The 20,434-nt window shown below is 49.7% G+C and carries 18 protein-coding genes; 8 read left to right on the forward strand and 10 right to left on the reverse strand.

Annotated features, from left to right (window positions below):
• Window positions 1-750: 750 nt before the first annotated feature.
• Window positions 751-1,893: a ribonuclease D gene (gene rnd / locus EYC62_00110; GenBank protein ID TAH38317.1), complete on the reverse strand. Its 1,143-nt coding sequence runs from the start codon at window positions 1,891-1,893 to the stop codon at window positions 751-753.
• Window positions 1,894-2,051: 158 nt separating this feature from the next.
• On the opposite strand from rnd, the gene aspS reads away from it, so the two are divergent.
• Entirely contained in the window at window positions 2,052-3,848 is a 1,797-nt protein-coding gene (gene aspS, locus EYC62_00115) for an aspartate--tRNA ligase (GenBank protein TAH38318.1), read from the forward strand.
• On the opposite strand, the gene EYC62_00120 is transcribed toward aspS, so the two are convergent.
• From EYC62_00120 to EYC62_00135, 4 genes are all read right to left on the reverse strand, one after another.
• Window positions 3,845-4,582 carry a hypothetical protein gene (locus tag EYC62_00120; protein ID TAH38319.1) on the reverse strand — a complete coding sequence of 246 codons (738 nt, stop codon included), beginning with the start codon at window positions 4,580-4,582 and terminating at the stop codon, window positions 3,845-3,847. The genes aspS and EYC62_00120 overlap by 4 nt on opposite strands.
• Window positions 4,583-4,589: 7 nt before the next feature.
• On the reverse strand, window positions 4,590-5,312 hold the full coding sequence (locus EYC62_00125; GenBank protein ID TAH38320.1) for a hypothetical protein: 723 nt from the start codon (window positions 5,310-5,312) through the stop codon (window positions 4,590-4,592).
• A gap of 49 nt (window positions 5,313-5,361) precedes the next feature.
• On the reverse strand, window positions 5,362-5,793 hold the full coding sequence (locus EYC62_00130; protein ID TAH38321.1) for a hypothetical protein: 432 nt from the start codon (window positions 5,791-5,793) through the stop codon (window positions 5,362-5,364).
• Between the two features lie 252 nt (window positions 5,794-6,045).
• Window positions 6,046-6,747, reverse strand: a complete 702-nt coding sequence (locus EYC62_00135; GenBank protein ID TAH38322.1) for a GGDEF domain-containing protein — start codon at window positions 6,745-6,747, stop codon at window positions 6,046-6,048.
• A 262-nt stretch (window positions 6,748-7,009) separates the two neighbouring features.
• Here EYC62_00135 and EYC62_00140 point away from each other — a divergent pair, with 262 nt between their 5' ends.
• The 3 genes from EYC62_00140 (at window position 7,010) to EYC62_00150 (ending at window position 9,208) form a co-directional block, all read left to right on the forward strand.
• Window positions 7,010-7,387 carry a response regulator gene (locus tag EYC62_00140; GenBank protein TAH38323.1) on the forward strand — a complete coding sequence of 126 codons (378 nt, stop codon included), beginning with the start codon at window positions 7,010-7,012 and terminating at the stop codon, window positions 7,385-7,387.
• A gap of 12 nt (window positions 7,388-7,399) precedes the next feature.
• Window positions 7,400-8,785, forward strand: a complete 1,386-nt coding sequence (locus tag EYC62_00145) for a PleD family two-component system response regulator (protein ID TAH38324.1) — start codon at window positions 7,400-7,402, stop codon at window positions 8,783-8,785.
• Between the two features lie 63 nt (window positions 8,786-8,848).
• Entirely contained in the window at window positions 8,849-9,208 is a 360-nt protein-coding gene (locus EYC62_00150; GenBank protein ID TAH38325.1) for an endonuclease domain-containing protein, read from the forward strand.
• A gap of 147 nt (window positions 9,209-9,355) precedes the next feature.
• Here the strand turns inward: EYC62_00150 and rpmG are convergent, their stop codons facing one another.
• Both rpmG and EYC62_00160 read right to left on the reverse strand, forming a co-directional pair.
• Window positions 9,356-9,523, reverse strand: a complete 168-nt coding sequence (gene rpmG / locus EYC62_00155) for a 50S ribosomal protein L33 (protein ID TAH38326.1) — start codon at window positions 9,521-9,523, stop codon at window positions 9,356-9,358.
• 134 nt (window positions 9,524-9,657) lie between these two features.
• Complete coding sequence (locus tag EYC62_00160; GenBank protein TAH38327.1) at window positions 9,658-11,178, reverse strand: PDZ domain-containing protein; 1,521 nt, start codon at window positions 11,176-11,178, stop codon at window positions 9,658-9,660.
• 143 nt (window positions 11,179-11,321) lie between these two features.
• Between EYC62_00160 and EYC62_00165 the strand changes: the two genes are divergently transcribed.
• Window positions 11,322-12,176: a nitrate reductase gene (locus EYC62_00165; protein TAH38328.1), complete on the forward strand. Its 855-nt coding sequence runs from the start codon at window positions 11,322-11,324 to the stop codon at window positions 12,174-12,176.
• Between the two features lie 9 nt (window positions 12,177-12,185).
• Here the strand turns inward: EYC62_00165 and EYC62_00170 are convergent, their stop codons facing one another.
• A complete protein-coding gene (locus tag EYC62_00170) occupies window positions 12,186-13,244 on the reverse strand; it encodes a hypothetical protein (GenBank protein TAH38329.1) in 1,059 nt (352 codons plus the stop codon).
• Between the two features lie 141 nt (window positions 13,245-13,385).
• Here EYC62_00170 and EYC62_00175 point away from each other — a divergent pair, with 141 nt between their 5' ends.
• From EYC62_00175 to EYC62_00185, 3 genes are all read left to right on the forward strand, one after another.
• Window positions 13,386-14,582 (forward strand): efflux RND transporter periplasmic adaptor subunit, encoded by a 1,197-nt coding sequence (locus EYC62_00175; protein ID TAH38330.1) that lies wholly within the window; start codon window positions 13,386-13,388, stop codon window positions 14,580-14,582.
• Complete coding sequence (gene macB / locus EYC62_00180; protein ID TAH38331.1) at window positions 14,579-16,513, forward strand: MacB family efflux pump subunit; 1,935 nt, start codon at window positions 14,579-14,581, stop codon at window positions 16,511-16,513. Before EYC62_00175 ends, macB begins: the two co-directional genes overlap by 4 nt.
• Window positions 16,514-16,657: 144 nt before the next feature.
• Window positions 16,658-18,004: an efflux transporter outer membrane subunit gene (locus EYC62_00185; protein TAH38332.1), complete on the forward strand. Its 1,347-nt coding sequence runs from the start codon at window positions 16,658-16,660 to the stop codon at window positions 18,002-18,004.
• 166 nt (window positions 18,005-18,170) lie between these two features.
• Here EYC62_00185 and EYC62_00190 read toward each other — a convergent pair whose 3' ends face one another.
• Both EYC62_00190 and EYC62_00195 read right to left on the reverse strand, forming a co-directional pair.
• The gene (locus EYC62_00190) at window positions 18,171-18,887 is read right to left on the reverse strand and encodes a pirin family protein (protein TAH38333.1); all 717 of its coding nucleotides are present in this window, start codon (window positions 18,885-18,887) and stop codon (window positions 18,171-18,173) included.
• A 59-nt stretch (window positions 18,888-18,946) separates the two neighbouring features.
• Complete coding sequence (locus EYC62_00195) at window positions 18,947-20,209, reverse strand: MFS transporter (GenBank protein TAH38334.1); 1,263 nt, start codon at window positions 20,207-20,209, stop codon at window positions 18,947-18,949.
• Window positions 20,210-20,434 lie beyond the last annotated feature (225 nt).

A 20,434-nucleotide genomic window follows, 5' to 3' on the forward strand; every position in this document is an offset into this window, starting at 1 on the left:
GCGGTGGGCAATGGAAAAAACGCGCTGAAGAAATTGGAATTGCAAAAAACCGGATTGCCGCAATTCCCTATGCGGCCGCAGTTTTATTGCAATTATTCGATACGGCTAATTTCGGCGAAATTTGTTTTGTCACCTATGGGTTGCGCGAAGGCGTTGCGTATGATCATGACCGCCGTTTTGTGCGCGGTAAGGATCTGTTGCTGGCCACTTGCGAAGGACTGGCGCGGCGCAATAACCGTTTTGAATTGAATGGCGATGAAGTATTTCATTTCCTGCGTCCAATCGCCGGCAAACTTTCCGCGGATCAGCAACGTTTATTCCGCGCCGCTTGCTGGATGAGCGATATTGGCTGGGCCGATCATCCGGAAGAACGCGCCAAACAGATTTTTCATCGTTTGCTGCATGCCCCATTATTGGCGGTGGATCACGCCGACCGGGTTTTTATCGCCACTTGTTGTTACAGCCGGTATGCCGGGAAAAAAGATAAATTGCCGGATGTGGTTAAATTATGCAGTCCGGCGGATTTGAATCTGGCTATGCGATTGGGCGCGGGGCTGCGTTTTGCCGATACGTTGTGTGGCGGCGCGCCGGGTATTTTATCGCAGCTGGATTTCAGCGTGCGCCGTGGAAGAATGGAATTGCATGTGCCGAGAAAAATGGCGGTTGCTGGGGGCGAGGAAGTGCCAAAACGATTCGAAACACTGGCCGATATATACAAATTGCGCCCACTGATTGTGCAAAGAGGCCGCACTACACGCTAAGAAGTTTCAATCCCTTTTTATCGATGCTAAGCGCCAGTTTGCCTTCTCGCAAGGCAAGCGCGTCTTTGCCGAATACTTCCATGCGCCAGCCGCGCAACGCGTGGCAATGATCGTCCTGGTGCCTTACAATTTGATCGATATCGTCGGACGTGGCGATCAATTTGGCGGCAACGCCATGTTCATCCGATTTAATCCGCAACAATACGCGCAGTAATTCGCCCAGGGCCGATTGTTGTTGCGTCAATTGGCGCGGCGTTTCCACATGCGGCCATTCGCTTTGCGGTGTGGCGAGGGCGCGTTTGCACGCCTCGATAATTTCCGGCTTATCGCGGTTGGCGATCATCCCGCGCGCGTGGCGGTACCGTTCGAAATCTTCAATCGCATGCGGTGGATGCGCGGTGATTTCCAGCAACGCATCATCCTTGCAAATCCGGCCGCGAGGCACATTGCGCGATTGCGCCGCTTGTTCTCGCCAGGCGGCGAGTTCGCGCAAAACAGCCATGAATTTCGGTTTCTGGGTGCGGGACCGGATTCGTTCCCACTGTTTATAAGGATCTAATTGATACGTCGCAATATCGGTCAGATCATTCATTTCCTCCAGCATCCATTCGACACGCCCGGAGTTTTTTGCCTTGTCATAAATTTTTTCATATACGATGCGCAAATGCGTAACGTCGCCCAGCGCGTATTCGATGTGCGCCTTGGATAATGGGCGCTGCGACCAGTCGGTAAAGCGCATCGATTTGTCGATTTGCTGGCCGCATAATTTTTGCACTAATGTTTCATAGCTGGCTTGTTCGCCAAAACCGGTTACCATTGCCGCGACCTGCGTGTCGACGACGGGGTGGGGAACAGATCCCATCAATTTCACAAAAATTTCTATATCTTGCCGCGCGGCGTGAAATACCTTGATCACAGATTCGTTCCGCATCACATCGAAAAACGGCGATAGGTCTAAATCTTTGGCCAATGGGTCGATGGCGGCCGCGCCATTCTTATCGCCAACCTGGATCAGGCACAGAATCGGCCAGTATGTCTTTTCCCGCATAAATTCGGTGTCAACGGTGATGTAAGGTTCTTTGGACCAGGCGGCACAATATTTATTAAGTTCGGCGGTGGTTGTAATAATCATGGGTATTGGGGTTTGGGTACTGGGGTTTGGGTAGGGTAGAAATCCCTGAACCCAAAACCCAATACCCTAAACCCTCTTCTATAAAGGGGGTTGGAAACATCGTAAAAACAGGCTATCTATAGCGGTTTGGTACAGAAATATAAAGCGGAGAATGAATAATGCATCAATATCGCACACATACTTGCGGGGAATTGCGGAAATCGCATGTCGGCGGCCAGGTGAAGCTGTCCGGTTGGGTACACCGCATGCGCGACCATGGACAATTGCTGTTCATCGATTTGCGCGACCATTACGGCATGACCCAGTGCGTCATCAACAGCGATAGCAAATTATTCAAACAAGCCGCCGATTTACGCAGCGAAAGCGTGATTACCGTGACCGGCAAATTGGTTGTCCGCACGGCGGAAACCGTAAATGCCAAATCGCCAACCGGCGAAGTGGAATTGGCGATCGAAGATTTAATCGTTAACTCGGTGGCGGACGTATTGCCATTGCAAGTTAACAGCGATATGGAATTCCCAGAAGAAACGCGTTTGCGTTATCGCTTCCTCGATCTGCGCCGTGAAGCGATTCATAACAATATCGTATTGCGTTCCCGCGTGATTTCATCGCTGCGCCGCCGCATGATCGAGGCCGGATTTACCGAATTCCAAACCCCGATTTTGACCGCATCGTCACCAGAAGGCGCGCGCGATTATTTGGTTCCATCCCGCGTTCATCCAGGCAAATTCTATGCCTTGCCGCAAGCGCCGCAAATGTTCAAACAATTGCTGATGGTTGCCGGATTCGACCGTTACTTCCAAATCGCGCCCTGTTTCAGGGATGAAGACGCGCGCGCGGACCGCAGCCCCGGCGAATTCTATCAGCTCGATTTTGAAATGAGCTTTGTGACGCAGGAAGATATTTTCAATACGATCAGCCCGATTTTGCGCGGCGTGTTCGAAGAATTTGGCGGTCACCGTAAAATTACCCCGCTGCCATTTCCAATGATCAAATATGACGATGCGATGCTGCATTGGGGTTGCGACAAACCCGATTTGCGCAATCCATTAACCGCCGAAGACATCACCGATGTGTTCCGCGGATCGACATTCCAGGCCTTTGCCGGCGCGATTGAAAAAGGCGCCGTGGTGCGCGGTATCCGCGTGCCGGGAGTTGCCGCGCAACCGCGCAGTTTCTTTGACAAATTGAACGATTGGGCCAAGGAACAAGGCGCGCCGGGATTGGGTTATATCACGCTGGCCGAAGGCCAGGCGAAGGGCCCGATTGCGAAATTCATCGATGAATCGCGTTTGGCTCAATTGAAACAAATTACCAAGGCCGCCGATAACGACGCCGTATTCTTTGTCTGCGATAAAAAAGATACCGCGTGCAAAATGGTTGCTGGCGCGATCAAGAAAATCGGCGAAGATTTGAAACTGATCGAAGAAAACGCCTTCCGTTTCTGCTGGGTTGTCGATTTCCCGATGTATGAATGGAACGAAGATCTGAAAAAAGTCGATTTCTCTCACAATCCATTTTCCATGCCACAAGGCGGAATGGATGCGTTGGTCAACAAAGATCCATTGACTATCAAGGCATTCCAATACGACATCGTGTGCAACGGCATTGAATTGTCGTCGGGCGCGATCCGCAACCATTTGCCTGAAGTTATGTACAAGGCATTCGAAATCGCCGGTTATGGCAAGGAAGTTGTTGAGGAAAAATTCAGCGGCTTGTTGAATGCGTTCAAATACGGCGCGCCGCCGCACGGCGGTTCGGCCCCAGGCATTGACCGCATGGTCATGTTGCTGGCCGATACGCCAAACATCCGCGAAGTCGTCGCATTCCCAATGAACCAACGCGCCGAAGATTTGTTGATGAACGCCCCAGCCGAAGTAGACCCATTGCGCCTGCGCGAATTGCATATTCAATTGAAACTCCCGCCAGCGAAAAAATCGGGTGAGGCGGCTTAACGCGCAGCGCTATCCCGCCGTACCGACCAGAAAATACGTTGCTCTATTAGATCGGGCGCGCGAAATGAGGTTTTTCTATTGGCTTCGCTGGATGTTGGTTTGCAGGAAATATCTTCGCGCTCGCCAAGTATGATGCCGGAATTGGGTAAATAAAAATACCCAACAAATTGCATATCGTCGTAATAAGAATGTTTGGCGGCATGTCCTCGCGCGCTGTGGATTTCGGGCAAATCCTCATGATTATTTTCCGGAGCCTCAAGGCCGCTTTTATGCGACCATGTGCCGTTACGGTCTAACCGGTAGAAATGATAAATTCTATCCGATCGTCTTTCCTTGATACTGGGTTTTGTCCGAATTCGTGCTGTGCCAATCATGAATGGGTATAGTGCTGTAAAAGCAGCCACGATATAACAGCCTGGTTTTGCTTTTGGCAATTTACGGCCAGCGAAAATCAATCCATCGTCCTTGGTATAGGCGCGTAAAGTTTTATGATTCCGCCTGGATCTCGTAAAACATTTGCCGGTATTGATTCCCACATCCGCGCTGTAATCTTTTGCGGTATCAGGGCTGGTACGTTTGGTCTCAGGATCGTTTGCAATATAAGCGTAACAAGTATTGTAAACAAATTCTGATCCATCGGAGTCCCAAATTTCCGGCATAAAATCCGGCGCGCAGTGCCGGATCAGCGAAAATAACTTTAATCTGGCTTTGTCTAGTTTGGAAAATTCTGGCATGACAGTTCTAAGCCACCGCGCGTTGACGTTGCGTCCGCATTATTTTTGCTTGGATCAAATCCGGTTGGTCGAACGGCGTTTTTCTGGCTTGTTCCGTTGATGTTGGGTTTAAGAAGACTCTATTCCGGCTGCCCAAAATGATGCCTGAATTAGGAACATAGAAATAACCCACAAACTGCATTTCTATATTTTTACCATAATGTTTGACGTCTTGCCGTGCGCTGGTAATTGGTTTCAGCTTATTATTTTGATCTACGGGCAATGCGGTTGCATTTTTGTGCGACCAAGTGCCAGATCGATCCAATCGGTAAAAATGATAATCTTTGTCGTTTGCGTGTTGTTTATGTACGCAGGTATAGGCCGCGATAATATAAGTTCCAGGTTTCGGTTGCGGGTATTTTTTGCCGGCATAAATCAATCCATCTTTGACGATCGAATGCCGCAATTTTTTATTATTCGTAAAAAATATATTTACCGGTTGTTGCTCCATTCCTGGTCTTGGCCACGCAGGATCTTGGGACGCGTCGTTTGGACAACGATGTATTTCGGGATCGTTGGCGGCATACGCATAACAATTATTCCAATCCTTTGTGTAGCGAAGATCCAGAAAATTGGAAATTTGTCTTAGGTTGTTTTTATTCCAAGGCTCCACCATAAAATCCGGCGCGCAATGCGGGATGCGTGCGAATAATTCTAATCGGGCTTGGTCTAATTTTGATAATTTGGGCATACCAATATGTATCTTTATAAGATACATATGTCAAGCCTGGGATTTGTGCTTATCGCGGCACGGTTTTAAACGCTTCGCTGACGCCCCATTTATTCATCTGGCGGTCGATGACCATAACCGTGCCGATATCGCGGTCGGCGAGTTTGCGGGTGTGATCGGCTTCTTCTTGAGCAAGTTCAAATCCAGTGCCCAAATCCGGCGCATAATTATGTTCGACCAAATAATGTGCCAGGCGGTTGATCATGCGCTGAAATTCATTGGCGCTGACCATCGCGACTTCAACCAGACGCGCGAAACCTTCACTGTCGGTGCCAAGCCAAAGGCTGCGCACTTTTTCGGTATCGCCAGCCACATCCGGATCCAGTTTTGAATATAAAAACGTACCCGGCACAGCCAGTTCCCGCGCGGTCGCTGGCGGATTGTGCTTTTCCGGCGTTTCTTCGTTAGTAAAAATGACCCGAAAGAATTTGATCTGTTGCATAAAGACAGGATAGGGGATTGGGTAATGGAGGTAAAGCCGTATAGATGCCTATAGGCGAATTATTTTGGCAAAGGTGTTAGGGATAGTAAATGCCCTCCCCTTGAGGGAGGGCGCAAAATTTCGTTAGAAATTTTGGGGTGGGGATGCGGTGATTGATATTATAGATTATTTTGATTAGGTAAGGGGAAGTCCCCACCCCAAAGTTGCTAATCGCAACTTTGACCCTCCCTCAAGGGGAGGGTAATAAATATTTTAGGCGCTTTTCTTGCTCTTATTCCGTTTATGTTCATACATGGCCAGATCGGCGGCTTTGTAGAGATCGCTGGCATTGACCGATGGGTCCAAGGTGGTCAGGCCAAAGCTGGCTTTCACGGGAATAGTCTCGCCTTGCCAGCGTACCAAATAACCGTTGATGATCAGGCTTAATTGGCGGGCACGTTCGGCGGCTTTTTCTTCGGATGCATCCACCATCAAAATTGCGAATTCATCGCCACCCAAACGGGCGACGGCGTCGGATTTACGGACATGTTGCATCAATAATTCGGAAATTTGCACCAACACTTCGTCGCCGGCGGCGTGGCCATACGTGTCGTTGATCGATTTAAAACCGTCCAAATCGCAAATCACCAACACGCCTTTTTTATTGCGGCGGCGGGCGCCGGACAGGGCGCGGGTAACTTCTTTGTAAAAACCGCGGCGATTCAATAAACCGGTCGCTTCGCAAGTGCTGCTTAGACTTTCCAATTTGTTGATACGGGCTTTTTGTTTGGCGATTTCGCGTTCCGCGGCGCGCACGGCGATCAATGCGGTGCGTAAAATGGCTTCTTGCGCGTCTTTGGCATCGCCGCTCATATCGATTTCCACGCGGCTCAATTTGCGCGCAAAGCTGTTAAAATCCAAAGGCAAGTTTGGAAAGCTTTTCTCGAATTCCTGAATAAAGGCTGCTGGACTCATGATTCTTCTCCCCTCAAAACATCCGTCTTGATTTAGGATATGCACATACTATGCCAATCAATATTGTTTTATTTCAATGGTTTATGTAATGTTTTAGGGGGTGAAAACGGCAATAATTGCCGGTTCGGCAGGCTAAAGTCATCGTCGATAGGAAAATTTTTGCACCAAACCGCGGAAATCTGCACGTTGCGGGTAAATATCTACCGGATGTTAATCCTTTTCATGGAATATATTTCTTTGCCTATGTCATAATTGAATTTCCATGAATGCCAAGCCCACCAAAAAAGTAATGATCGTCGAGGATAACGAGCTGAATATGAAGCTCTTCAACGATTTGCTCGAAGCGCACGGATTTGGCGTCATCCAAACCCGCGATGGGTACGAAGCCATGAAAATGGCGCGCGAACATAAACCCGATCTGATTTTGATGGATATTCAATTGCCGGAAGTTTCGGGGCTTGATGTCACCCGCTGGTTAAAGCAAGATAACGATCTGAAACATATTCCGGTAATTGCGGTCACCGCGTTCGCCATGAAAGGCGACGAAGAAAAAATTCGCGAAGGCGGGTGCGAGGCGTATATTGCAAAACCGATTTCGATAGTCAATTTTATGGAAACCATTTCCAAGTTTGTGAAGTAGTTCAGTTCTCTCATGCCCGGACGTATTCTTGTTGTCGATGATGTTCCTGCCAATGTCCGCCTGCTAGAGGCAAAGCTGATCAATGAATTTTACGAAGTTCTAACCGCGCCGGATGGCGAAACGGCCTTGAAAATCGCGAAAACCGAGGCGCCGGATATTATCCTTTTGGATGTGATGATGCCCGGCATGGATGGATTCGAAGTCACGCGCCAATTAAAAGCCAATCCTGATACAAGGCAAATTCCGGTGGTGCTGGTAACCGCTTTGTCCGACACCAAAGACCGTGTCGAAGGATTGCGCGCAGGGGCCGACGATTTCCTGACCAAGCCCGTGCAAGACGTATCGTTGTTTGCCCGTGTGCGGTCGTTGATGCGTTTGCGCATGATGATCGAAGAATGGCGCGCGCGCGACCGTACCGCCAAACATTTCGGCGTGATTCAATCGCACGAAGTCGAAGATGACGGACGCAAGGGTTTATTGCTGTTGATTGAACATAATCCGATCGATGCGGCGAATGTGGTCGAAGCGTTGGCCGAAGACGAACATGAAATTCTGGGCGCGATCAACCCGGATGAAGGTTTCGTTCTGGCCCAGCAACGCGGGTTCGATTTGATTATGATTTCGACAACCAATAACGAAGACGCGACATTGCGCCTGTGTTCGAAAATGCGCGCGCAGGAAAAAACCCGCCACACGCCGATTTTATTGCTGGCGGATCATGACGATAAGCAACGGCTGGCGCAGGCATTGGATTTGGGCGTGAATGATTTCATTATCACGCCGGCGGACAAGGATGAGTTGCTGGCCCGCACGCGTATTCAAGTCCGCCGCAGCCGGTATCAACAACTATTGCGCAGCAATTTCGAAGCCAGCCTGACCATGGCGCTGACCGATACGTTAACCGGCTTGTACAATCGCCGCTATTTCGAAAGCCATGTGCAGCAATTGATCGACAAGGCGCATAAAACCGAAAAACCATTGTCGATGCTGGCCATCGACATAGATCATTTTAAGAAAATTAACGACACCTATGGCCATGCGGTCGGCGATGTGGTGTTGAAAGAAATTTCAAAGCGCCTGACATATAACGTGCGTTCGATGGATTTGGTGGCGCGGTTAGGCGGCGAGGAATTCGTGATTGTTATGCCGGAAACCGATGGCAAAATCGGTTTAATTATCGCCGAACGATTGCGCCAATCGATCGCATCGGAAAAAGTACTGATCAACAATGACGACGCCATCGATGTCACCATTAGTTTAGGTTTGGCATCCATCGAGGCTGGCGGTGAAAAAGTATCAGGCCATGAATTGCTTCGCCGCGCCGACGAAGCGCTTTACCGCGCCAAAGGCGAGGGGCGGAATAAGGTGATTACGGATAAGAAGGCCGCCTTAGGGTAGTTATTTGGGTTGTACCCCCACCCTAACCCTCCCCACAAGGGGGAGGGGAATGGAACATAATAAATGCCGACTAACATCACATCTTTCCAAAGACAAAGGTCACGAAAACTTCGTAAGGATAGTAGCAATCCGGAAAGAAAGTTATGGCAAGAATTAAGATTATTAAAAGCGGAAGGATTTCATTTTCGACGTCAACATCCTATTGATAGATTCTATGTCGATTTTATTTGTTTAGATAGGAAGCTGGCAATTGAATTGGATGGATATTCGCATACTTTAGAGACTGAATATCAAAGAGACTTACAAAAAGAACAGTGTTTGAAAGATCAAGGGTTTCGATTAATCCGGTTTGATAATAAGGATGTTTATCAAAACATGGAAATGATCATCGAAAATATAAAATTAAAATTGCAAGAAGCATAAGACAAAAAATAAAGATTTAAGAATATTTCCCCTCCCCCTTGTGGGGAGGGTTAGGGTGGGGGTATTCAAAAATTATTCTTCTCGAGAGTGAAAAATTCCATTATTAAAAAACCCCGCTTGATGCGGGGTTTTTGATTTTATATTCGGTTATTTCAATTTGGCTTCTTCGAATTCGCAATGTTCGCCAGCAATAGGATCATATTTCCAAAAACGGAGTTTTTCCGGTTTGGTGCGCGGGTTCTTTTTCTTGGTGTAATAGAAACCTGTGCCAGCCGTGCTGAGCAATTTGATCAATGTGATATTCGATTTAGCCATTGTAATACCTAATTTTTGTAAGTCTGCCCCTCTAACTTGAGGAACGGGCAATATATAGAATTGAGCAGGATAGTCAAGCGATTTTAAGGATTTGCAGGCGATTTTGGGCCAGCGGCTAAATGACGGAAATAGGATTAAATCTGCTTATTATTCAATGCCTTATAATACAAATCCGGTGTCGCGATCAGGGACGCGGCGAAAACCAAATCTTCGGATTTATCTTTGCGCGGCAAGCGGGGGCATGTTTTGCTGTCCCAGGTGACTTGCGGCGCGCGGCGGAACCACATTACGAATTTGCCTGGCTCCGGTGTGGTTTGCATCGGCATGGGCATCAAATCATTTCCGGCCAAACAAATGTTCGGGGCAACGCCAATCTTATCCAAAGATGCCTCGTTGCCGGGTTTGTATAATTCGGCCCAGGTAATCGCCAATTGCCCCAACCCTTCGATATAAGTGGCGCGTTGCACCATGCCTTTGCCATAAGATCTGGTGCCGATTACCACGGCGCGATGATTGTCCTGCAATGCCGCGGCCAGAACTTCGGACGACGACGCGGTTTGCCCATCGATCAATACTACGATAGGCCGGTCCGATTTTTCTGTTGTCGTGGAGGCATTGAAGCTGGCGATACTATCGGGGTGGCGCCCACGCATGCTGATCATATTTCCTGTCGCCAAGAATAGATCGGCAATTGCGGTTGCTTCGGAAAGCACGCCACCCCGGTTCCCCCGTAGATCTAACACGATGCCGGTTACATGCGGTTGCGCATGCATCACGGAAGCTATTTTTTGTGCCGTGCCTTGGGTGAATTTTTGAATTTGCAGATATAAAACATCGTTTTTAACATAAGAATTAAAGCTTGCCTGGCTCAATAGCGCACGCGGAATACCGGCTTGTCTGGCTTCGCCCAGATGAGTGAAATTCACATATACTTTGCTGTCTGGGGCTCCGCGAAACAGGGAGACAATTTGCGCGGCTTTTAATCCCGCAATTGATTTGCCGTCGATAGATTGGATGGTATCGCCAACCGCCAAATGCAATTGCGCCGGACTATGCGGCACGATGTTTTTTACCGTGGCAGTGCGGCCATCGGTGGCGATGGTCACGCCGATGCTGGCTTTGGGGTCGTCATTCTGGTCGGCGACGTTTTGCGCTTTGGATTTGGGACCGTAAATCGTCACGTGCGAGTATTTATCCAACACTTGCACCAGCGTATTGATGATGGTTTGCGACTGGTCTTCCAGCGTTTGGCGTTGCAGTGCGGGCGAATATGGATAGATCTGTTCCAAAAATGCCTGAGCGATGGCGCCCCATCCGCGAGCGTCATCATCGCCGGTCGTGCGAAATGCAAATACGGGTTTATGGTTGTAATAAACCACAAGATTGTTTTGTTCTCGTGTTTGAATATACGGATCCTGTTTTTGAATCAGGCTGACTGTGTAATAAAAAAGCTGTTTCGCGCTGGGCGGGTTGACGTGATAAGTGACGATTTCCTGAAAAACTTGGGCGAATACCGGATTGGGTAGTTTTTCCGCCTGGGCGTGGGCAAGCGGAAGGCGCAAAAGAATAATGACGATCGCGAGGCCCATGGCCAACAGCAACCGATTAATTCCTTGTAAAACAGGCGAAAAGTTGGATGTTCCCCGATCCAACATAGGCCGCACCTCCTGTGCCGCAAACAGTCCCTATGGGCGTACTTGCCCAGTCTTTCAGCCTATCATAAAATCGTTTCTTTTTCGCTAACAGACATCCTAAAATAAAGGGTGACATACCAATGGTTTAGGCGTATGGGTACACCATGGGAAAACAGACCATTTTAATGTGCCGGCCCCAATATTTTGCGGTCGATTACGTGATTAATCCGTGGATGCAAAGCGGCTTAGGCTCTGTCGATTCTGTGCGCGCGGCGTTGCAATGGGATCATTTGTGTGATGCGATATCGGATCACGCGGAAATTGTTCTGATCGATCCGCAACCGGGCTTCCCGGATTTGGTCTACACCGCCAATGCTGGCATGGTGTTCGAAGACAAAGTGATCATCAGCCGGTTTCGTTCCGCCGAACGGCGCGGCGAAGAAAAATTTTTCGAACGCTGGTTCCGCGATTACGGGTTGAATGTCACGTTGCTGCCGGAACAAATTTATTTTGAAGGGGCGGGGGATGCGCTGCTCGATCGCGCGCAGCCGTTGATTTGGGCGGGATATGGATTTCGGTCCGACACCTCATCGCATCCGCTGCTGGAACAAATTTTTCAACGCGAGACAATTTCGCTGCGCTTGTCCGATCCGCGTTTTTATCATCTCGATACTTGTTTATGTCCGCTGCCAGGCGGCTTTATGCTGTATTATCCGGCGGCGTTCGATGCGGATAGTCTGGCGAAAATTCATGCGCGTGTCGCGCCGGAAAAACGCATTGCGGTTGATGAAAGCGATGCGCTGCAATTCTGTTGTAACGCGGTGGAACTGGATGGAAATATTTTCGTCAATGGCGCGTCGGAAAAATTGCGCGGCGATTTATTCCGCGCCGGGTTCAATATCATCGTCACGCCGCTGTCGGAATTTCTAAAAGGCGGCGGAACGGCGAAATGTTTGACGCTGAAATTGATCGAGTGTGACAACCTGGGCGCCGCCGCCGCGCCGGTAAAAGTTGCTTAGGCGAATAATTTACGCGGCAACTTTTATTTGCATGAATTCCTGATAGCCGCCCGGAATGTCGCTGACTTTTTCAAAACCTTGCTGTTTGAAAATGTCCATCGCCACTTTGCTGCGGCGGCCGCGCTGGCAATACAGGACATATTCCTGATTCTTATTGAATTTCTTGGCCCATTCGGTGCCGGCTTGAATTTCCGACAATGGCAAATTCACCGCCCCTTCGATATGGCCGGCGGCCCATTCGTCTTTTTCGCGTACATCGATCAGGATCGAATTGTTCCACGTGGAACAATTTGCGGCCAAGTCCGCCTTTAACTGAACCACTGCTGGCGCTTTGGAACAAAGCGGACAGGCGCTGTCTTTGGCGATATTGACGGTGCGAATCGCATAATTTTTGGCGTCGATGGTCAGCAGCTTGCCAGCCAAAGATTCCATTTTATTAACTGGACGCAAACAAAGTTTGATTGCTTCCAGTGCCTGGATGCTGCCCATGATTCCGGCAATGGCGCCGATCACGCCGGCTTCGCCGCAATTCGGGACGTGCGCGGTTGGAGCGGAGTCATACAAACAACGATAGCAAGCGGTGGCAGGGGTATCGAATACCGCGACTTGTCCGTCGAATCCGAGGATCGACGCATAAACCAGCGGTTTGCCGCATTTATAGGCGGCATCGGCCGCCAGGAACTTGGTATCGAAATTATCGCTGCCATCGACGATGACGTCATATTGATTGAACAGCCTCTCCGCATTTTCCGGGGTTAGCTTTTCTTCGTGCGGGACGATGACGATGTCTTTGTTCAATCGCGCCAATTTTTCAGTGGCGGTCACGGCCTTCGAGGTGCCGAGTTCATGTTGCGAGAATAAAATCTGCCGTTGCAAATTATGCAGTTCGACCCGGTCAAAATCGCAAATGCCGATTTTGCCCACGCCCGCGGCGGCAAGGTACAACAACGCTGGAGATCCAAGTCCACCAGCACCAATGCATAAAACCGATGACCGCTCCAATTGCGCTTGGCCTTCCGGTTTTAATTCGGACAAAATGATTTGCCGTTGATAGCGATCGAATGACATGGGTGAAGTATAGGCCCTAATCCATTGAAAATTCAAACCCTATGTTGGGCGGTGCAACAATTAAAACCATACGGAAAAATTACCTGAAAATTGCCACTTTTCATTGCTTCCATAGGGTTAGACTCGCATAATTGCAGGTACATGCAGCCTTGCAACCGGGATGGGATTTTGCGGCACCATAAAATATTGAAACTGCTTATTTTATTGATCATTCTGCTGGCCGCAGGATGGCTGTTTTTTATGCAGCGTGCTGCGCCGCAGCAAGATTCTGCGATGCAAACCGTAACGGTCAGCCGCGGATCAATCGAACAGATCGTTACGGCCCAAGGAAAATTAGAACCCAAAGAATATGTCGATGTCGGCGCGCAAGTATCCGGCCAGCTGAAAAATCTGTATGTGGAGATCGGCGACAATGTGCGGCAAGGCGCGTTGCTGGCGGAAATCGATCCGCGCGTTTATGAATCGCAGGTGGAGGCGACCAAAGCCAGCTTAAAAACACTGCAAGCGCAGTTGGCGGAACAGCAAGCGCAAATCGCTTTTTCCGAAAGCCAGTTTAACCGCAACAAAAAATTGATCGAAGCGAAAGCGATCAGTCAAGAAGCGTTGGAAGACGCCGAAACATCGTATAAGGTCGCCAAGGCCAAAGCCGCATCTTTGCGCGCGCAGATTGAACAAGTGAATTCGACACTAAGCGGAGATGAAACCAATTTAAGTTACACCAAAATCTTTGCGCCGATGACCGGCACGGTGGTGTTGCAGCCGACGCGTCTGGGCCAGACGGTAAATGCCAGCCAGACCGCGCCGACAATTGTACAGATTGCCAATCTCGATATGATGACGGTGCGCGCACAAGTGGCCGAAGCCGACGTGTCGTTGCTAAAGCCAGATATGAAAGTATTCTTTACAACGCTGGGCAATGAACGGCGTTGGAAAGGCACGGTGCGCCAGATTTTGCCATCGCCGGAAGTGATTAACGATGTGGTATTGTATAACGCGCTGGTCGATGTAGATAATGCCGATCATCAGTTGATGTCAGGGATGAGCGCGCAAATGTTTTTCGAACAAGGCCGCGCAGAAAATGTGTTGTTGATTCCGGTCGCCGCATTGGGCAAACGTCTGCCGGATCAGGACAATCAATCGGGCAAAGCTTATGCGGTCAAAGTTCCGCAAGGCAAGGAACAAATTACCAAAACGGTTTATATTGGACTGATGAATCGCGATAACGCCGAATTGCGCGGCGGTTTGAACGAAGGCGATGTAGTGATCGTTCCCGTCGCACAATCATCACCATCGCGCGGCCAAGGCCAGGGCGGTTTCCGGGGCGGGCCGCGTTTATGACCGCAACGCCACTTTTGAAAATCGATAATGTCTTCCGCACTTTTTCCAAAGGCGAGAGCGAGGTTCGCGCATTGCAAGGCGTGTCACTGGAAATTCAAACCGGCGAGTTTGTGGCGATCATGGGCCAATCGGGTTCGGGCAAATCGACCTTGATGAATATTCTGGGCTGCCTGGATAAACCGAATGAAGGCAAGTATACGGTCAATGGAACCGATGTCGCAAATTTGGATGCGGATGGGCTGGCCGCATTACGCCGCAATACATTCGGATTTATTTTTCAGCGTTATAATTTGCTGGCTACCGCGAGTGCCGAGGAAAACGTGGAAATTCCTGCGATTTATGCGGGTCTGGCAAAACCGGAACGCGCCAAACGCGGCGAAGCATTGTTGAAAAAACTGGGGCTAGGCGAGCGCGGCGATCATTATCCATCGGAATTATCGGGCGGTCAGCAGCAGCGTGTGGCGATTGCGCGTGCGCTGGTCAACGATCCGCCGGTGATTTTGGCGGACGAACCCACCGGCGCGCTGGACAGTAAAAGCGGCAAAGAAGTTTTAGCATTGCTGGCCGATTTACATCGCGAAGGCCGCACCATTATTTTAATTACCCACGACGAACATGTTGCCGCGCATGCCAAACGCGTCATCCGCATTCAAGATGGAAAGATTGTCGAAGATAAACGGCAAGACGACGCACCGGTTGCATCGGCAAAAGCACAATCTAAATCCGGTCATGCCCCAGCCGCATTCGATATTGCCGAGGCTGTAAAAATGGCGGTATCATCGTTGCGGGTGAATATTTTCCGCACAGCATTGACATTGCTTGGCATTATTATCGGCGTTGCGGCGGTGATTATTATGCTGGCGGTGGGCGATGGCAGCAAACAAAAGGTATTGAATCAAATTAGCGCCATGGGCACGAATTTATTATCGGTGCGCCCGGGTGCGCCCGGCATTCGCGGCGGCGGCGATATCATCACGCTGATCCCTGAAGACGCGGCGGCGATATCGGGCCTGCCTAATGTCGATCTGGCGGTGCCGGAACGCAGCGGCCGGTTTACCGTGCGATACGGCAATATCGATTATATGACCAGTGTTTCCGGCGTCGGGCATTTATTTCCCGCGGCGCGCAGCTGGCCCACGACCGAGGGCAGTTTTTTTACCGAACGCGATGTGCGCAGCAACGCGGCAGTGGTGTTGTTGGGTAAAACCGTTGCCAAAAATTTATTTCCTGGCGATCACGATCCGATGGGCGAATATATTCTGGTTAAGAATATTCCGTTCCAGGTGATCGGCATTATGAGCGAGAAGGGCGCATCCGGTTTCGGCACCGATCAGGACGATGCGGTATTTATTCCTTATACTACCGCGATGATCCGTTTATTTGGCCGTCCATATTTGAATTCAATTTCGGTCAAGGTCGCGGACGTCGATCAAATCAATCAAACCCAGGATGCGATCACCGCATTATTGAAAAACCGCCACCGGACCGAGGATTTCAGTATCCGCAATTCGGCATCGATTCTGGAAACCGCAACCGAAACGCAAAATACGCTGACGATTCTGTTGGGCGCGGTGGCGGCTATATCGTTGCTGGTCGGCGGCATTGGCGTGATGAATATTATGCTGGTCAGCGTTACGGAACGCACGCGCGAAATCGGCATCCGCATGGCAGTCGGCGCGCGCCAGCGCGATATATTGCTGCAATTCAATACCGAAGCGGCGATTGTTTGCACCGTGGGCGGCATTATCGGCGTGTTGATCGGATTTGCCGGCGGGTGGATTGTATCGACCTTCGATATTGCCGTGCTGTTTTCCGCTGGGCCAGCGATTTTGGCGTTTTTATGTGCGGTGGCAACAGGTTTGTTGTTTGGATATTTACCCGCGCGCAAAGCGGCATGGCTTGATCCCGTTGTGGCGCTGGCGTCGGAGTGATAGAAATTTTCTCTCCCCCTTGTGGGGAGAGATAGAAAATCTTAGCGATCGAAGAGCGCTTAGATTTTCTTGAGTGGGGGTGCCCCCACCCCGACCCTCCCCACAAGGGGGAGGGAGATTAGTAAAAGGATTTATTATTCAGATATGAAAAAAATTCTACCACTAACCTTGCTTCTTCTTACCGCCTGCAATCTGGCACCGGATTACGAACGTCCATCGTTCAATATGCCGGAATCCTGGCGCAATAAATCCATTACTGAAAATGCGGCGCAGAATGCGGAATGGTGGCAAGGATTCAAAAGCGAAGAATTAAATGCGCTGGTTACACGCGCGCTGGATAGTAATCTGGATATCGAGGCTTCTATCGCGCGGTTGGAACAAGCGCGGGCCGATGCCAAAATCGCCGGCAGTTCTTTGTGGCCGGATATATCCGCCAGCGGCAATGTTGGCCAAGAATGGCAAGCAAGAGGCCGAAATCGCGATGCGTCCAGCAATAATTATCGCGCGGGATTGGCGGTTGGATACGAAGTCGATTTGTGGGGCCGTAACCGCGCCGCTCGCGATTCGGCCGAGGCTCGCGTAAAGGCCAGTGAATTTGACCGCAACATTGTGCGCTTGTTAACGATATCGGATGTCACAAAATCCTATTTGGGAATTTTGGCGTTGTCCGATCAATTGCAATTCGCGCAAAAGAATTTGGATAATGCCCAGGAATTGATGAACATTGTGCAAGCCAGATACGATGCGGGATCAGTATCGAACCTGGAATTGGCGCAGCAAAAATCGGATCTGGCGAGTGTTGAGGCGAGTATGGCCAGCCTGCAACAGCAAAAAGAAGCGTTGCATAATGGATTGGCGTTATTGCTGGGGGATTTCCCGCAAAATTGGGACGCGAAGGAAAGCAGCTTAAATAGTGTCGCCGCACCATCCATGACGGTGATTCATCCAGCGGATTTATTAGATCGCCGCCCGGATATTTTAGCGGCGGAGCAAAACCTGATTGCGGCCAATATCGACATTGGCGAGGCCAGGTCGGCATTTTATCCATTGCTGGATTTAAGTTTGGACACTGCTTTGTCCGCAAACCCAATTTCGGCATCGGCTATGCTGGCGAATTCGATTGCGGCGGCGCTTAGCGTTCCGATATTTACGGGCGGCGCATTGGAAGGCGCGGTGGAAGGGGCGGAGGCACGGAAACGGGAATTGATTGCCGCCTACCGCAAAACAGTATTATCCGCCTTTGGCGAAGTTGACACCGCTTTATCCGATATTGAATGGACCGGAAAAAGATTTGAAGCGCTGAAAGTTTCCACCGACCAGGCACGCGATGCTTATGAAATCGCACGTCTGCGGTATGATAATGGATCGATAGATTTTCAGGAATTGCTGATTGCTCAACGGGATGTAATACAAAAGGAAAATTCGCTGGTGCAGGGAAAGCTGGATCAATTCACGGCGGCGATAGATTTGAAGAAAGCTTTGGCGGAGTAGATTCCCCATCCTATTTCCCCCTCCCCCTTGTGGGGAGGGTTGGGGTGGGGGTGCGGTCTATTCGCTTAGTACTAAGCTTGGCTCACCGCATACCCCCACTCAAGAAAATATAAGCGCTATTGCGCTAAGATTTTCTATCTCTCCCCATAAGGGGGAGAGAATGGTTTTAGTTCTTATTCGCCGCATAAGGCGCAAGGTCGAACAATAACACTTCGGCCTCACCGCCTTTATCCAGTGTAATTTGTTCCTCGCTTATGGCTACGCCGTCACCGGGATACAATAAATGCCCGTTAACATGAACGCTGCCCCGCGCAACTTGAATCCAGGCTTTGCGGCCAGGTTTCAATTGATGTGTCACGCTTTCATCGCCGTCAATCAGGCCAGCATACATATCGACATCCTGATTGATGCTGATCGACTCATTGCGTCCGGTTTCGGATGCGACCAATAATAATTTCCCGCGTTTTAATTCTGGCGCGAAATATTTTTGATCATAAGATGGCGACACATCGCGCTTGTTCGGCAAAATCCAGATTTGCAGCAAATGCACCGATTCGCGGCGCGAAGGGTTGAATTCGCTGTGGGTAATGCCGGTGCCCGCGCTCATTCGCTGGACATCGCCGGGTTTGATCACCGATCCGGTGCCCAGACTGTCTTTATGTTCCAGCTGGCCTTCCAGAATATAGGTAATGATCTCCATATTGTCATGCGGATGCGGTTCGAATCCGCGATCAGGCGCGACAAAATCGTCGTTAATGACGCGCAACGATTCGAATCCCATGAATTTTGGGTCGTAATAACGGCCAAACGAGAAACTGTGCCAACTTTTCAGCCAGCCCAAATTGGTCGGGCCACGTTCTTCGGCTTTACGAATGGCGAGCATAGTAATCCTTTCTGTTATTGGATTGGAGATTGTCTATATATAGGGTGCAATTTCTGAAATTAAAGAGGGGGCCGCACATAACGGTCTTTGGATTCCCGAACCAATTGCACGGTGTATGCGGCAACTGCAACGCCCAGGAATGCGGTGACCAGAAATATATGGGGAATGGAATGGCCATTGTCCAGTAACAGGGCCATGTATACGGACGCGCCGACCATACATACGGCGTTGATGATATTGTTTGCCGCTACAATCCTGGCGCGGTGCGATGATTCGCTGCGTGCTTGTAAAATGGCGTATAATGGCACGCTGAACAATCCGCCGCATATTGATAGGCCTAATAACGATAAGATAATCGGCAGCCGTGAGTCTGCGCCGCTGAACCAATAAATAGCAAATCCGAAAATCGTCATGCCAGCCGCGCTTAACGGTACAAATTGCGGACTGATATGGCCGCGCAATAAACGCTGGCACAATATGGATCCTATTCCGATGCCGATCGAAAATACCGCCATGAACCAGACCGCCAGTGTTTCTTCCGCATGCAAAATATCTTTGACGTAACTGGGAAACATGGTCAGATAAATGGAACCGACAAACCATAACCAGGAAATTCCCATAACGCATCGCCAAACCGCAGTATTGATATAGGCATCGCGAATCAGCGGCCATGTTGCGCGCAGCATATTGAAATCGATTTTGATCGCGGCATTCGAGATTCCGGTCGATTGAATTTTACGGCTAAGGATAAACGCCAATGCGGATAGGGCGGTTAAAACTACGGTCACATATTCCGGCCCATTCGGCGTTACCACCAGCAATCCGCCGCATATGGATCCCAAAAGAATGGCGATGAACGTACCCGCCTCGATATAACCATTGCCAGCAACCAATTCGTCTTCGCGCAACAATTCGGGCAGCAGACTGTATTTAATGGGGCCAAAAAAGGCCGATTGCACGCCCATAAAAAATAGCGTTGCGAGCATAAGGTAGATATTATTGGAGATCAGAGACAAGCCGGCGAATAGCGCTAGAAATATTTCGATCAATTTTAAACGGCGCGTCAGGAATGGCTTTTCATATTTGTCGGCTAACTGGCCAGCGGTCGCGGAGAAAAGAAAATAGGGCAAGATAAAAATACCGCCTGCCATCGAAACCATCATTGCGCTATTGATGCCAATTCGGTCCGCCAGGACAAAAGTGACATACATTAATAGGGCATTTCGGAAGATATTGTCACAGAATGCGCCAATAAATTGGACGCAAAATAATGGCCAAAACCGGCGATTTAACAGTAGATGTTGCGGGGCGGCGGCTTGCATGCCCCCATATCTAGGCGAATTGGTCAAAGAAAGCCAGTTTCGTCTTTATAGGCCCTGGAACAATAATATTGCGTTATTGGGAAAAACGGGGTATAACCGCGATTGAGTTTAGAACAACTCTTAGCTTGATGTGTAGTAGATACCGTCGATTTTCATGAGTCGATGCGGCCCCAAAGGCCAATAAAACTGTTCCCGAGAGGACGTTTTTCTTTTCACGTTGTCAAA

This window comes from Alphaproteobacteria bacterium, assembly GCA_004295055.1.
Taxonomy (GTDB): Bacteria; Pseudomonadota; Alphaproteobacteria; order SHNJ01; family SHNJ01; genus SHNJ01.

Excerpts from the sequence above, each read along its gene's own strand:
- rnd (TAH38317.1), bottom strand. The coding sequence starts at position 1,893 with ATGATTATTACAACCACCGCCGAACTTAATAAATATTGTGCCGCCTGG.
- aspS (TAH38318.1), top strand. The coding sequence starts at position 2,052 with ATGCATCAATATCGCACACATACTTGCGGGGAATTGCGGAAATCGCAT.
- EYC62_00120 (TAH38319.1), bottom strand. The coding sequence starts at position 4,582 with ATGCCAGAATTTTCCAAACTAGACAAAGCCAGATTAAAGTTATTTTCG.
- EYC62_00125 (TAH38320.1), bottom strand. The coding sequence starts at position 5,312 with ATGCCCAAATTATCAAAATTAGACCAAGCCCGATTAGAATTATTCGCA.
- EYC62_00130 (TAH38321.1), bottom strand. The coding sequence starts at position 5,793 with ATGCAACAGATCAAATTCTTTCGGGTCATTTTTACTAACGAAGAAACG.
- EYC62_00135 (TAH38322.1), bottom strand. The coding sequence starts at position 6,747 with ATGAGTCCAGCAGCCTTTATTCAGGAATTCGAGAAAAGCTTTCCAAAC.
- EYC62_00140 (TAH38323.1), top strand. The coding sequence starts at position 7,010 with ATGAATGCCAAGCCCACCAAAAAAGTAATGATCGTCGAGGATAACGAG.
- EYC62_00145 (TAH38324.1), top strand. The coding sequence starts at position 7,400 with ATGCCCGGACGTATTCTTGTTGTCGATGATGTTCCTGCCAATGTCCGC.
- EYC62_00150 (TAH38325.1), top strand. The coding sequence starts at position 8,849 with ATGCCGACTAACATCACATCTTTCCAAAGACAAAGGTCACGAAAACTT.
- rpmG (TAH38326.1), bottom strand. The coding sequence starts at position 9,523 with ATGGCTAAATCGAATATCACATTGATCAAATTGCTCAGCACGGCTGGC.
- EYC62_00160 (TAH38327.1), bottom strand. The coding sequence starts at position 11,178 with ATGTTGGATCGGGGAACATCCAACTTTTCGCCTGTTTTACAAGGAATT.
- EYC62_00165 (TAH38328.1), top strand. The coding sequence starts at position 11,322 with ATGGGAAAACAGACCATTTTAATGTGCCGGCCCCAATATTTTGCGGTC.
- EYC62_00170 (TAH38329.1), bottom strand. The coding sequence starts at position 13,244 with ATGTCATTCGATCGCTATCAACGGCAAATCATTTTGTCCGAATTAAAA.
- EYC62_00175 (TAH38330.1), top strand. The coding sequence starts at position 13,386 with ATGCAGCCTTGCAACCGGGATGGGATTTTGCGGCACCATAAAATATTG.
- macB (TAH38331.1), top strand. The coding sequence starts at position 14,579 with ATGACCGCAACGCCACTTTTGAAAATCGATAATGTCTTCCGCACTTTT.
- EYC62_00185 (TAH38332.1), top strand. The coding sequence starts at position 16,658 with ATGAAAAAAATTCTACCACTAACCTTGCTTCTTCTTACCGCCTGCAAT.
- EYC62_00190 (TAH38333.1), bottom strand. The coding sequence starts at position 18,887 with ATGCTCGCCATTCGTAAAGCCGAAGAACGTGGCCCGACCAATTTGGGC.
- EYC62_00195 (TAH38334.1), bottom strand. The coding sequence starts at position 20,209 with ATGCAAGCCGCCGCCCCGCAACATCTACTGTTAAATCGCCGGTTTTGG.